Origin of the sequence: Winogradskyella maritima (assembly GCF_042650215.1) — a bacterium.
In the GTDB taxonomy this organism is placed as follows: Bacteria; Bacteroidota; Bacteroidia; order Flavobacteriales; family Flavobacteriaceae; genus Winogradskyella; species Winogradskyella maritima.
The window spans coordinates 153,594-166,485 of the sequence record NZ_JBHSAT010000022.1; the positions used below are offsets into that span (position 1 = coordinate 153,594).

Below are 12,892 nucleotides of genomic sequence, written 5' to 3' on the forward strand. Positions count from 1 at the left end.
CGCTTGAGCGGGAATCTCTTTTTAAACTATTATATACTTTATATTATGTGCTTTCAAACTATCACATTACATTTCGACAAGCTCAGTTTGACATATCAATTCATTATTAGTTAAATTTCCAAAAAATTCTTCAACAAGCGCGCTCCTGCTTCACTACTCTTTTCAGGATGAAACTGAACGCCGTAAAAATTGTCTTTCTGTAAGGCGCTAGAGTATTTTAAATCGTATTCAGAAGTCGCAATGGTCTCGTTGCACAATTCAGCATAATAGCTATGGACTAAATACATATATTCTTTTTCATCAATACCATTGAATAATTCAGATTGATATTCTGAAATTGTATTCCATCCCATCTGTGGCACTTTCACCTTGTCTGAAAAACGTTTCACATCAACATCAAATATCCCTAAACCTTTGGTGTCACCTTCTTCACTGCCATTGCACATCAGTTGCATGCCTAAACAAATCCCTAAAACAGGTTGCTTCAATTCGGAAATCATCGTATCTAACCCACTTTCTCTCAGCTTCTGCATTGCCGAACTGGCTTCACCTACTCCTGGGAAAATAACTTTGTTTGCACTCTTTATATCTTCAGGGTTACTCGACAAAATAGCTTCAACACCTAACCGCTGAAAGGCGAATTGTATGCTCTTGATGTTTCCGGCGCCGTAATCGATAATTATAATGGAAGCCCCATCTAGCTTCCCCAAAGGGGAAGAACTCTTACTCGGACTTGACAAATCTAGTTTCTTAGTGTTCATATATTTTTATATCAGCTCCTTCGCTTTGGGAATCCCAACGCGTCAAGAGAGATGGGATTACAGCATCCCTTTTGTTGATGGCAAAATCATTTTCTCAACGTCTCGTTTAACGGCCATTTTAATTGCTTTAGCAAAGGCTTTGAATATGGCTTCAATCTTATGATGCTCATTGGTACCTTCGGCCTTGATGTTTAAGTTACATTTAGCGCCATCGGTAAATGATTTAAAGAAATGGAAAAACATTTCTGTTGGCATTTTTCCAATCATTTCGCGCTTAAAATCAGCATCCCAGACTAACCAATTGCGTCCACCGAAGTCAATAGCGACTTGCGCCAAACAATCGTCCATTGGTAAACAGAAACCGTAGCGTTCTATACCTAATTTATTGCCTAAGGTCGTTGCAAACACCTCTCCCAAGGCAATTGCCGTATCTTCGATAGTGTGGTGTTCATCGACTTCTAAATCGCTATTTACTTGGATGTCTAAATCCAGTTGCCCATGCCGAGCAATTTGGTCGAGCATGTGGTCAAAAAATGCGAGTCCTGTTGAAATGTTACTTTTTCCGGTACCATCAAGATTTAGGTCGATTTTAATCTTTGTTTCATTGGTATTTCTTTCTATAGAACCTGTTCGCTCTTCAACTTTTAATAAAGAATAGATTTTTTCCCAATCATTAGTTTCAAGCGTAATAAAAGCATCTAACTCTTCACGCTTTACAGTAATTTCGTCGGTTCCCAAGTTGGTTTCATCATTGATGAAAATGCCTTTGCTTCCGAGGTTTTTTGCCAATTCAATATCCGTTAGTCTATCACCAATGACATAGGAATTCGTCAAATCATAGTCTTCGGAAAAATATTGGGTTAACAATCCCGTGTTTGGTTTTCTAGTTGGTGCATTGTCCTTGGCAAAGGTTCTATCAATGAATTGCTCCTTGAACTCAATGCCTTCTGCTTTAAAGGTGTCCAAGATAAAATTATGAACTGGCCAAAAAGTGTCTTCTGGATATACTTCTGTGCCCAAACCATCTTGATTGGTTATCATCACGATTTCGTAATTCAACTCCTTGGCAATCCGTCCCAAATATTGAAACACTTTGGGATAGAACACCAACTTTTCAAACGAATCAATCTGTTCATCTGCTGGCTCTTTAATCAGTGTTCCATCTCGGTCTATAAATAATACTCTTTTCATTCCTCTCCTAAATCCTCTCCTAAGGAGAGGACTTTTTAATTAGTTTATAATTGTTTTAAAGCGTCTATCAGCTTTTTATTTTCATCTTGTGCGCCGACCGTAAATCGTAGGCAATTTTCACATAACGGCTGAGTTGTTCTGTTCCGTACAACGATGCCTTTTTCAATCAGTTGGTTATAGCGCTTTGATGCATCATCTACTTTCGCCAACACAAAATTAGCGTCAGAGTGGTAAACCTTAGATATAAATGGAATCTCAGTCAATGCATGCGTCAATGTGCCTCGCTCTCGCAAAATAGTGTCGATTTCTGTTTGAACTGCTTCTTTGTTAATCAGGCGTTCAATTGCTTTTTTCTGCGTGAGTTCGTTAACATTATACGGAGGCTTAATTTGATTTAGAATCGAAATAATATCTGACGATGCGTAGCAGACACCCAAGCGTATTCCTGCCATGCCGTAAGCTTTTGACAAGGTTTGTGTTACAATGAGATTTGGAAATTCTTCCAATCGCGTTAACCAGCTTTCCTGTTCTGAAAAATCGATATAAGCCTCATCTAAAACAACCAATCCATTGAAATAATTTAACAGTCGTTCTATATCCTTATTATTAAGATGATTTCCTGACGGGTTATTCGGAGAACACAAAAACAATAATTTAGACCTGTCATTTTGTTGAACTAAAATTTGGTCAACATCAATCTGAAAATCTAGTTTGAGATAGACCTTTTTGACCTCAATATCATTTGTGTTTGCTAAAACCTCATACATGCCATAGGTTGGTGGCAGGGTGATAACATTATCAATTTTAGGTTCACAAAAGACCCTGAAAATCAAATCCAACACTTCATCGCTTCCATTACCCAACAAGATGTTTTCTGACTTTATGCCTTTAATTTCACCTAAAAGCGACTTTACGCTACGTTGCTGTGGGTCTGGATAGCGATTAACACCGTTTTCAAACGGATTTTCATTAGCATCTAAAAACACCATATCTGCTGGTACACCACTAAACTCGTCACGTGCTGAAGAATAAGGTTTCAAGCTTTTGATATTATCTCGGACAAGATTGTTAAGATTAAATGACTCCATAATTAGCTTTTTAAATCTTTCAATCTGATGGATACTGCATTTTTGTGGGCTTGTAAGCCTTCAGCTTCGGCCATTAATTCAATCGTGTATCCAAGGTTTAAAAGACCTTCTTGTGAAATCCGTTGAAAGGTGATGCTCTTGTTGAAACTATCTAAATTCACTCCTGAATAAGCTTTTGAAAAACCATTAGTCGGTAAGGTATGATTGGTTCCCGACGCATAATCGCCAGCACTTTCAGGCGTGTAGTTTCCGATGAACACGGAACCTGCGTTAACAATACGATTTATAAATAACCCTTCATTTTTAGAACATACAATGAAATGTTCTGGGCCATAAGCATTAATTAAATCCAACGCTGTTTCATCATCTTCGACATAAATCAATTTGGAATTTTCAATGGCCTGCTTAGCCATTGCTTTCCGGGGTAATGCTTCAATCTGAAGTTCAATTTGCTCTTCAACCTCAGAAATCAAATCTTTCGAAGTAGACACCAAAATCACTTGACTATCCGTGCCATGCTCGGCTTGACTCAATAAATCGGAAGCTACGTAACTAGCATTGGCTGAGTCATCTGCCATGACCAATAATTCGCTGGGGCCAGCGGGCATATCGATGGCTACACCATATTTTGTGGCTAGTTGTTTCGCAACCGTTACAAACTGGTTTCCTGGTCCGAAGATTTTATACACTTGTGGGATGGATTCTGTTCCAAAGGTTAATCCGGCGATAGCTTGAATTCCACCGACTTTAAAAATCTTGGTTACACCACAAAGATTGGCGGTGTATAAAATTTCATTTGCAATTTTGCCCTCTTTATTGGGCGGGGAACACAACACCAATTCTTTGCATCCTGCAATAGTCGCAGGAACTGCCAACATCAACACCGTGGAAAATAATGGCGCTGTCCCTCCAGGGATGTACAGACCCACTTTTTCAATAGCTCGTTTTTCCTGCCAACACTCTACACCGTTCGTGGTTTCGACAGAAATACGTTCGGTCTTCTGCGCTTTATGAAAGGTTTCAATATTCGCTTTGGCAGTTTTAATGGCTGATTTTAATTCATCTGAAACGGCATCAGAAGCTGTTTGAATTTCAGATTCAGAAACCAGATTGTCTTCTAAAATTACACCATCGAACATTTCAGTGTATTTAAAAATAGCCTTGTCCCTATTTTTTTGTACGTCATCAAAAATTTGATTGACCGTATCTTCAATATCATTTACCGTTTGGGTTGGTCTCGCCAAAATTGATGTCCAGTCTGCTCGTTGAGGGTTTACAATTGTTTTCATTAGAGTACCATATTTTCAATTGGACATACCAAAATACCTTCGGCACCATTGGCTTTCAACTCGTCGATGACACTCCAAAAATCATTTTTGTTAATAACGGAATGAAGCGAACTCCAGCCTTCCTTAGCCAAAGGCAAAATCGTAGGACTGTTCATCCCAGGCAGAATATTAACTATGGCTTCTAACTTATCATTTGGCGCATTGAGCAAAACATACTTGTTTTCTCGACCTCTAAGAACCGATTTAAGACGGAATTGAATTTTATCTATCAAGGCCTTATTCTCTTCTGAAATTGCAGGTGATGTCGCTAAAACGGCTTCAGATTGAAGAAGGACTTGAATTTCTTTCAAGCCATTTTTAAATAAGGTACTCCCGCTAGATACAATGTCACAAATACCATCAGCCAAACCAATATTCGGGGCGATTTCAACAGAACCATTGATGATGTGTAGCTGTGCTGAAATGCCTTCTTGTTCTAAAAACTGATTAACAGTGTTCGGATACGATGTCGCAATGCGCTTACCATCTAAATCCTTTAAGGACGATGCTTTGGAAGATTTAGGAACAGCAATGGATACTTTACATTTTGAAAAGCCCAAGCGTTCAACGATGCTGATATCGCCTCCTTTTTCAATCAAAACATTCTCGCCAATTATGGCCGCGTCGACTACACCATCTCTAAGGTATTGAGGGATATCGCCATTTCTCAGATAGAATATTTCTAAAGGAAAATTCCGCGCTGAAGCTTTTAATTGGTCTTTACCATTATCGATGGAAATACCGATTTCTTTTAAGATTTTTAAGGAATCGTCGTGAAGACGACCCGACTTTTGTACTGCAATTTTTAGTTTACTCATAACATTTTCCTAATGGAAATCTTTTTTGTGTTTGAGAATAGGAATCTTTTAAAAACAAAAAACCCATTTGACTTCTCAAACGGGTTTTTATATATGATTTAAAATTTACGTCATACACTAACAACTCGCTCGACAGCCAGAATGTAAATGATAATGTAAATGTGTGTTGTTCATTATGCTTTTTGTGAAAACAAAGTTTCCAAAAATTTAATTACAATTCCAAGTTTTTAAGAGAATTTTATTGATTCCCTAAAATAATCGGCATTCCTGAATCTCCAGAACCTATCACAATCACTTTAGAATTAGGCGATTCTGATAATTTAATTGTTGCTTCAATACCTTTATCCTGAAGGATTTTATCCGTCAAAGAAGCACTTAAAATACGGTTAGCATCTGCTTTACCTTGAGCTTCAATTCTTACTTTTTGAGCTTCCTTTTCGGCAGTTACCAAACGGAATTCGTATTCCAAAGACTCCTGTTCTTGCTTTAATTTACGCTCAATCGCTTCCTTAATTGTAGGTGGCAATGTTACGTCTCTAATTAAGATGTCTTTCAGAATTATGAACTGAGGTCCAACAATTTTTTTTGTTTCTTCAAAGATTTCTTCCTGTATAGCATCCCGCTTACTAGAGTATAATTGCTCTGGCGTATAACGTCCAACGACGCTTCTGGCCGCACTTCGCACCGCAGGTTGTAATACCCTGTTTAAATAATCCACCCCTTTTTGGTTGTGCAAACGTCCTAAATTGGCTAAATCTGGCTCGTATAAAACCGAAGCATCTAATTTAATGTCTAGACCATTTGATGACAACACGGCCATTTTTTCTGGTACTTCTTGCTGACGTGTTTCGTAATCAATCACTCTGTTCCAAGGTGCTACCACATGGAACCCAGGGCCCAAAGCTGGTTTTTCTGGGTCTACACCATCGCCTAAAGTTTCATATAAAACACCGGCATGACCAGAGTCTATAGTTACTGCCGATTTAGCGAGGATAACAATTAAAGCAAGGACACCAATAATGATTGGCAGTCCGATTTTTGGTAATTTTTCCATTTTTATTTTGAATTAAATGAGTCCGTTATATTTTCTTATAAACCACTCCAAAGATAAGGTTAAAGCAAGGAACGCCAATAGATATTTCCAATCAATTAACGGAACAATATCTTTTGAACTACGTTGTACGATGGCGAATCTCGAATCATTTTGAAGGTCATTCACCAACTGCTCAACTTGGTTTGAAAAATAAGTTTTTCCACCTGAACCTTCTGCTACGGCTTTGAGCTTACTGATATCCGCATTTAAAAATTGCTGTTCTACGTTATATTCCAAGACTTTGAATTGGCCTGAAGCTGAAATTGGTTCATTAGTATTTAAGACAGTAAAGCTGTAGTCGCCCGGGGCAATACCGCTCAAATCTATGCTGTAGCTTGAATTATCCAATAACAAGGGAATCTCTCGCCGTGTATCGTCTGTTTCATTCTTAAGTCGGATGACCAGATTAGCATCGGCATCAAACTCATAACTCTTATTGAAAAATTGTGCGCTTATGATTAAGCTTTCATTACCGTTATAGAATGAACGGTAATCTACATTCATTCTACGTCGTTTTTGGTTGGAACTTAAATATTGAACGAGTTTCCCCATAAAATTATCGAAATCCTGAAAGCTGTTGGTGTCCAAGTAATTTTGGGCTCGCCAGCGCCAAATGCCTTCCCCGTTGAGCAAGGCGTATTTGTTGTTGTTAAACTCAAAAGAGGACAATAAAGGCCTGCTCGTTGCTGTACCATTTATAGTTTTGAAGAGAATGGTTTGTTCTGGGACTTTAAATTCAAGCTTTCCGAATTCTGACTTTAATGGAGGATAATTGTCAAAATTAAGATTGTCAATAATGAATGTGTTGTAATTAAGGTTGAGACTGGGTTGATAATCTTCGGATTGATTGGTTATCGTCTGACTAAAAAACTCCTGATTTTTATTCAATAAATCCCAACTGGTTGCTGGACCTGCTACAAAAAAAACATTGCGTTTATCGTCAGAAATAGACTTTAGCACAGTGCTAAAGCTATTATTTGGCTGGTACAGGATAACCAATTGAAAATCATCTTTTTTAGAAATATAATCTCGTGGCTTTAAAATCGTTGCACGGCGTTGCTCATTGGATTCAATAGCTTTTTTAAAAGCGCCTAAATCGGGATGTGGGCCTTCCGCTACAATCGCCACATTGTTCTTTTGGTCAATCACTTCAACCGCAAATCGCTTTCTATTGTTCACCTTGTTGCGTTCTGACTCCAAAGGCACGATTTCAACCGTGTAGGATTTCACACCAACGCTATTTGCAGGTAACGTTGTATTGATGAGTTGTGAGCCTGAGTTGGAATCGAAATTGAGGTTTTGCGAGAATACTGTTGCGTTACCAGATAAGATGCGTAGTTGCGAATTCACCGATTCATCGCCCGTATAATTGACAAATATCTCAACTGGAAAGCGATTCTTTAGATAGGCAAACCGATTGACATTCAAACGTTCTATCCGTAAATCTGAATACTGAATGGTATCGCCCAATACTACTGGAAACACAGCTTGTTTAGACTTACTACCGTAGAATTGATAGTCGGCACCATAAGTTTGGTTCCCATCCGATATTAGAATGATTGGCGCCGTATTTTCAGAATAAATGTCTTCTATGTTTTTAAAGACGCGATTGATATTGGTTTGTTTGTCTTCAAAAGTCAACGTTTCAAACGTGTTAAAATCACTTCCGAAGCTATAGGTTTCAATCGTGAATTGCTCTTTTAGATTATCGTCGTTTTTAAGTTGATTCAAAATACGAGAAGCATTTTCATTCTGTTTCAAATACGATATCGATTCAGAATTGTCAATGGCTAAAATGAGGTTTGGCTTTTCATCAAAATAGGTGACCGATTCAAACTTCGGGTTAATGATGAGTAAGCCAACTGCAAACAAGGTAAGGAAACGCAATAAAGCCAATAGTTGCGAACGGCGACCACTGGCTTTTGATTTGTATTTATACTGCAATAGCGCTAATGAAAGCGCTATGATACCTGCGAGGATGATGTAGAAAATCGTTGCTGTTTGCATTCAGTTAGGTTAGCATACCACCGTCCACATTCAAGGTTTGTCCGGTGACATAGGCACTCAAATCACTCGCCAAATACACACAGGCATTGGCAATATCTTCTGGTGTGCCACCACGTTTTAATGGAATGGCATTTCGCCAACCTTTTACGGTTTCTTCGTCTAATTTGGCGGTCATTTCCGTTTCAATAAACCCTGGAGCAATGACATTAGACCGAATATTTCTAGAGCCTAACTCTAATGCTACGGACTTCGAAAATCCAATAATACCAGCCTTAGACGCCGCATAATTGGTTTGTCCGGCATTGCCTTTAACACCAACAACAGAACTCATATTGATAATAGAGCCTTTACGTTGCTTTAGCATGGTACGCTGTACGGCTTTGGTCATGTTAAAAACGGACTTCAGGTTGACTTCAATGACTTTATCAAAATCCTCCTCTGCCATACGCATTAGGAGATTATCTTTTGTGATTCCGGCATTGTTTACCAAGATATCTATGCTTCCAAATTCGGCCAAAACATCTTCAGCCAATTTCTGGGATTCATCAAAATCGGCCGCATTACTTTGGTAGCCTTTTGCCTTAACCCCTTTGGCATTAAGTACATCTTCTAAAGCTTTTGCCGCATCTACCGATGAGCTGTATGTAAACGCCACATTGGCGCCATGGTCTGCAAATACTTCAGCAATACCTTTTCCAATACCACGACTGGCACCTGTGATGATTGCTGTTTTTCCTTCTAATAGTTGCATAATTTATAATGTTAGTTGGTTTATTCGATACATTTTTTAAGACGACAAAATCAAATTTGACATGTCTTTCAAAGATATTAATTACAAGTTGCATCAATAAAAAAAACCTCACAAGATTTTGCGAGGTTTTTAACAGCTTGTGTCCAATTTAATTGGACATCTAATTACCTTTTTGTCAAAGCCTATCCTAAAACTTCAGCGACTTTCTTTCCAATCTCCGCTGGGGAATCCACAACATGAATACCACAGGCTCTCATGATTTTCTTTTTGGCTTGAGCCGTATCGTCAGATCCTCCAACGATAGCACCTGCGTGTCCCATGGTACGTCCAGCTGGTGCAGTTTCACCTGCGATAAAACCAACTACTGGTTTTTTACTACCACTAGCCTTGTACCAATTGGCCGCATCAGCTTCTAGCTGACCACCGATTTCACCGATCATCACAACCGCTTCGGTTTCTGGATCATTGATCAACATCTCAACAGCTTGCTTTGTGGTGGTTCCGATAATTGGGTCACCACCAATACCAATCGCCGTAGTAATTCCCAAACCTTGTTTTACAACTTGGTCTGCGGCTTCGTACGTTAATGTACCTGATTTTGAAACAATACCAACTTTTCCTTTCTTAAAGACGAAACCTGGCATGATACCTACTTTGGCTTCTTCAGGTGTAATAACGCCAGGGCAATTTGGCCCGATTAATCGACAATCTCTATCTTTTATGTAATCTGCAGCTTTTATCATATCAGCGACAGGAATACCTTCAGTAATACAAATAATTACTTTTATACCTGCTTCAGCCGCTTCCATAATGGCATCCGTAGCAAATGCTGGTGGTACAAAAATAATCGACGTATCAGCTCCTACTTTGGCAACAGCTTCGTCAACAGTATTAAATACAGGACGATCTAAATGGGTTTGTCCGCCTTTACCTGGAGTAACACCACCAACAACATTAGTACCATATTCAATCATCTGGCCGGCGTGAAAAGTTCCTTCACTACCTGTAAAACCTTGAACTATAATCTTTGAATCTTTATTAACTAAAACGCTCATAAATTTGTGCTTATATTTTGTTTTTAAAACGTTGCAAAAATACGAGAATTGACACGTATTTTCGAGTGCTTTACACTTTTATTTCTTTGAAAGAATTTGACGAAATGGTTTTCTCGTCCGCCAATTGACTGATTTCGTAACAACGGTATAATTTATGATCTTTTACTTCCCAAATTGATGTAAAATGTGCCAATAACTCCTCATCTTCTGGTTGTTCAATAGTAATGGCGTACAACGAGTGTCGAGTTGTAACAAAGTTGCCATCAACCAATATATGACTAAATTGAAATCTCAGACTATTGTAGGCGTCTCTAGTGCCAACAAAAAAATCAACAATATCATCGTAATTTAAAATTGTGAAGCCTCTACTACTATTCCAATGCAATTCACAGTCTTTATGAAAAAAACGCTGAACAATAGAAGCGTCATTGGCTAAGTCTGCATTGTAAAATGATTTAACTACCTCTTTCGCTGTCATTATAATGTTTTTAATTTTTCTATGATTTCAGGGATTTGCTTAATCGAAGCAATCTCCTTGTATTTGGTCCTAAAATCCTCAGCTGGGGTTCCAAAATAATGCTTATTGGCTTCTAAGGATTTACTAACTCCAGATTGAGCTGAAATAACAACTTTCTCACCAATTGTGATGCCACTGGTAATGCCTACCTGCCCCCAAATAGTAACCTCATCTTTAATTACCACGCAACCAGCAATCCCCACTTGGGATGCAATCAAGCATTTTTTGCCAATTACAGTATCGTGCCCAACTTGTATCTGATTATCGAGCATAGTACCTTCTCCAATGGTGGTATCTGCGGTAACACCTCGGTCAATGGTACATAAAGCCCCTATATGAACGTTATCTTTTATCACAACACGGCCACCAGATTTTAATTGGTCAAAGCCTTCGGGTCGTTTTTTGTAATAGAAAGCACTTGCACCTAAAATAGAACCCGCATGTATGACGACATTATCCCCGATAACAGCATCATCATAAATACTAACATTGCTATGAATGACACAGTTTTTTCCAATCGCAACGTTATTCCCAATAAAACAATTAGGTTGAATAATGGTCCCCTCACCTATTTGAGCAGATTCAGCTACAGAAACGTTTGAAGGACGAAATGGCTTAAAATGATTGGTTAACTTATTGAAATCTCTAAACGGATCATCAGAAATCAATAGAGCTTTACCATCTGGGCAGTCTACTTTTTTATTTATAAGGATAATCGTCGCTTCTGAATTTAAAGCCTTGTCATAATACTTCGGGTGATCTACAAAAACAATATCGCCAGGTTCTACAACATGAATTTCATTCATACCTAAAACCTCAAAATTGGCGTCGCCTATAAATTCTGAATCAATCAGTTCGGCTACTTGCTCTAAGGTATGTGGTTTAGGAAACTTCACTTATTCCTTTACACGCTCTTTGTACGTGCCTTTATCTGTTTCAATTTTTATTTTATCCCCTTCATTAATGAATAATGGAACATTAACCTCTGCTCCAGTCTCAACAGTCGCAGGCTTGGTAGCATTTGTTGCCGTATTACCTTTAACACCAGGTTCTGTATGGGTAACTTCTAGAATTACAGTTGCAGGCATATCCACTGATAATGGCATGTTGTCTTCAGTATTAATCTGTATGGTCACAATTTCACCTTCCTTCATTAAATCAGGTCGATCTAAGGCAGATTCCAATAAACGGATTTGCGTGTAATCGGCTTCATTCATAAAATGGTAGAATTCACCATCGTTGTATAAATACTGAAACTTATGAGTTTCAACACGAATTTCTTCAATCTTATGACCTGCAGAAAAGGTGTTATCCAACACTTTCCCTGTAGTAACACTTTTCAATTTTGTACGCACAAATGCTGGGCCTTTACCAGGTTTTACGTGTAAAAATTCAATGATTTTATAAATGTCGTTGTTGTATTTAATACACAGTCCGTTTCTTATATCTGAAGTACTTGCCATTTGTTGTTAAGTCGTTTGTCGTTTAGTTGTTTTTTAATTTGATTTAAAATAGCCCTTCATGATACCACGATGACTATTCTTTATAAATTGAAGAATCTCATCACGCTCTGGCGTAGCTTCCATTTCGGCTTCAATTAAGTCTGAAGCCTGAGAGTTGTTATAGTTTTTCTGATAGAGCATTCTGTATATGTCTTGAATCTCACGAATCTTCTCCGTAGAATACCCGCGACGTCTTAAGCCAACCGAATTAATTCCGACATAAGACAAAGGCTCCCGAGCAGCTTTTACATAAGGTGGTACATCTTTACGCACCAAAGAACCTCCGGTTACAAATGCGTGATTTCCAATAGAACAAAATTGATGCACAGCTGTCATCCCCGCCAAAACCACATAGTCACCAATATTAATATGTCCTGCTAGAGTACTATTATTCGAAAAAATACAATTATTACCCACAATACAATCATGCGCAATGTGGCAGTATGCCATTATTAGACAGTTGTTGCCTACAACCGTTTTCATCTTGTCCGTCGTTCCTCTGTTAATAGTCACACATTCTCGGATAGTGACATTATCACCAATCTCAACGGTAGTGTCTTCATCGTTATATTTTAAATCTTGTGGCACCGCCGAAATAACTGCTCCTGGAAAAATATTGCAATTTTTTCCAATCCGAGCGCCCTCCATAATGGTAACGTTGCTACCTATCCAAGTCCCTTCACCAATCACCACATTGTTGTGGATTGTTGTAAAAGGTTCAATCACCACATTTTTGGCGATTTTTGCTCCCGGATGAACGTATGCTAAAGGTTGATTCATG

Annotated in this window: 13 protein-coding genes; all 13 read right to left on the reverse strand. The window is 38.4% G+C overall.

From position 1 onward, the window contains the following. Nucleotides 1-110: 110 nt before the first annotated feature. Nucleotides 111-761 carry an imidazole glycerol phosphate synthase subunit HisH gene (gene hisH / locus ACFOSX_RS12630; RefSeq protein WP_386101724.1) on the reverse strand — a complete coding sequence of 217 codons (651 nt, stop codon included), beginning with the start codon at nucleotides 759-761 and terminating at the stop codon, nucleotides 111-113. A 57-nt stretch (nucleotides 762-818) separates the two neighbouring features. Next, the gene (hisB, locus tag ACFOSX_RS12635; protein WP_386101727.1) at nucleotides 819-1,952 is read right to left on the reverse strand and encodes a bifunctional histidinol-phosphatase/imidazoleglycerol-phosphate dehydratase HisB; all 1,134 of its coding nucleotides are present in this window, start codon (nucleotides 1,950-1,952) and stop codon (nucleotides 819-821) included. Between the two features lie 44 nt (nucleotides 1,953-1,996). After that, nucleotides 1,997-3,040 carry a histidinol-phosphate transaminase gene (hisC, locus tag ACFOSX_RS12640; RefSeq protein WP_386101730.1) on the reverse strand — a complete coding sequence of 348 codons (1,044 nt, stop codon included), beginning with the start codon at nucleotides 3,038-3,040 and terminating at the stop codon, nucleotides 1,997-1,999. A gap of 2 nt (nucleotides 3,041-3,042) precedes the next feature. Beyond that, nucleotides 3,043-4,329 carry a histidinol dehydrogenase gene (gene hisD / locus ACFOSX_RS12645; RefSeq protein ID WP_386101733.1) on the reverse strand — a complete coding sequence of 429 codons (1,287 nt, stop codon included), beginning with the start codon at nucleotides 4,327-4,329 and terminating at the stop codon, nucleotides 3,043-3,045. Continuing rightward, nucleotides 4,329-5,186, reverse strand: coding sequence for an ATP phosphoribosyltransferase (gene hisG / locus ACFOSX_RS12650; RefSeq protein WP_386101736.1), 858 nt, complete (start codon nucleotides 5,184-5,186; stop codon nucleotides 4,329-4,331). Before hisG ends, hisD begins: the two co-directional genes overlap by 1 nt. Nucleotides 5,187-5,424: 238 nt before the next feature. Continuing rightward, complete coding sequence (locus ACFOSX_RS12655) at nucleotides 5,425-6,240, reverse strand: prohibitin family protein (protein ID WP_386101739.1); 816 nt, start codon at nucleotides 6,238-6,240, stop codon at nucleotides 5,425-5,427. A 12-nt stretch (nucleotides 6,241-6,252) separates the two neighbouring features. Continuing rightward, nucleotides 6,253-8,286 (reverse strand): VWA domain-containing protein, encoded by a 2,034-nt coding sequence (locus ACFOSX_RS12660; protein ID WP_386101742.1) that lies wholly within the window; start codon nucleotides 8,284-8,286, stop codon nucleotides 6,253-6,255. Between the two features lie 4 nt (nucleotides 8,287-8,290). Further along, the gene (gene fabG, locus ACFOSX_RS12665; RefSeq protein ID WP_386101745.1) at nucleotides 8,291-9,037 is read right to left on the reverse strand and encodes a 3-oxoacyl-[acyl-carrier-protein] reductase; all 747 of its coding nucleotides are present in this window, start codon (nucleotides 9,035-9,037) and stop codon (nucleotides 8,291-8,293) included. A gap of 182 nt (nucleotides 9,038-9,219) precedes the next feature. Continuing rightward, nucleotides 9,220-10,092 (reverse strand): succinate--CoA ligase subunit alpha, encoded by an 873-nt coding sequence (gene sucD, locus ACFOSX_RS12670; RefSeq protein WP_386101748.1) that lies wholly within the window; start codon nucleotides 10,090-10,092, stop codon nucleotides 9,220-9,222. Nucleotides 10,093-10,162: 70 nt separating this feature from the next. Continuing rightward, nucleotides 10,163-10,570: a nuclear transport factor 2 family protein gene (locus ACFOSX_RS12675; RefSeq protein ID WP_386101751.1), complete on the reverse strand. Its 408-nt coding sequence runs from the start codon at nucleotides 10,568-10,570 to the stop codon at nucleotides 10,163-10,165. Further along, complete coding sequence (locus tag ACFOSX_RS12680) at nucleotides 10,570-11,505, reverse strand: UDP-3-O-(3-hydroxymyristoyl)glucosamine N-acyltransferase (RefSeq protein ID WP_386101754.1); 936 nt, start codon at nucleotides 11,503-11,505, stop codon at nucleotides 10,570-10,572. Before ACFOSX_RS12680 ends, ACFOSX_RS12675 begins: the two co-directional genes overlap by 1 nt. Beyond that, a complete protein-coding gene (gene efp / locus ACFOSX_RS12685; protein ID WP_386101757.1) occupies nucleotides 11,506-12,072 on the reverse strand; it encodes an elongation factor P in 567 nt (188 codons plus the stop codon). A 33-nt stretch (nucleotides 12,073-12,105) separates the two neighbouring features. Continuing rightward, complete coding sequence (gene lpxA / locus ACFOSX_RS12690) at nucleotides 12,106-12,891, reverse strand: acyl-ACP--UDP-N-acetylglucosamine O-acyltransferase (RefSeq protein ID WP_386101760.1); 786 nt, start codon at nucleotides 12,889-12,891, stop codon at nucleotides 12,106-12,108. Nucleotide 12,892 lies beyond the last annotated feature (1 nt).

Bases quoted from the DNA above. Each gene is read 5' to 3' on its own strand.
- ACFOSX_RS12675 (WP_386101751.1), bottom strand. From the start codon at position 10,570: ATGACAGCGAAAGAGGTAGTTAAATCATTTTACAATGCAGACTTAGCC.
- efp (WP_386101757.1), bottom strand. From the start codon at position 12,072: ATGGCAAGTACTTCAGATATAAGAAACGGACTGTGTATTAAATACAAC.
- sucD (WP_386101748.1), bottom strand. From the start codon at position 10,092: ATGAGCGTTTTAGTTAATAAAGATTCAAAGATTATAGTTCAAGGTTTT.
- ACFOSX_RS12660 (WP_386101742.1), bottom strand. From the start codon at position 8,286: ATGCAAACAGCAACGATTTTCTACATCATCCTCGCAGGTATCATAGCG.
- hisD (WP_386101733.1), bottom strand. From the start codon at position 4,329: ATGAAAACAATTGTAAACCCTCAACGAGCAGACTGGACATCAATTTTG.
- fabG (WP_386101745.1), bottom strand. From the start codon at position 9,037: ATGCAACTATTAGAAGGAAAAACAGCAATCATCACAGGTGCCAGTCGT.
- hisC (WP_386101730.1), bottom strand. From the start codon at position 3,040: ATGGAGTCATTTAATCTTAACAATCTTGTCCGAGATAATATCAAAAGC.
- hisH (WP_386101724.1), bottom strand. From the start codon at position 761: ATGAACACTAAGAAACTAGATTTGTCAAGTCCGAGTAAGAGTTCTTCC.
- hisG (WP_386101736.1), bottom strand. From the start codon at position 5,186: ATGAGTAAACTAAAAATTGCAGTACAAAAGTCGGGTCGTCTTCACGAC.
- hisB (WP_386101727.1), bottom strand. From the start codon at position 1,952: ATGAAAAGAGTATTATTTATAGACCGAGATGGAACACTGATTAAAGAG.
- lpxA (WP_386101760.1), bottom strand. From the start codon at position 12,891: ATGAATCAACCTTTAGCATACGTTCATCCGGGAGCAAAAATCGCCAAA.
- ACFOSX_RS12655 (WP_386101739.1), bottom strand. From the start codon at position 6,240: ATGGAAAAATTACCAAAAATCGGACTGCCAATCATTATTGGTGTCCTT.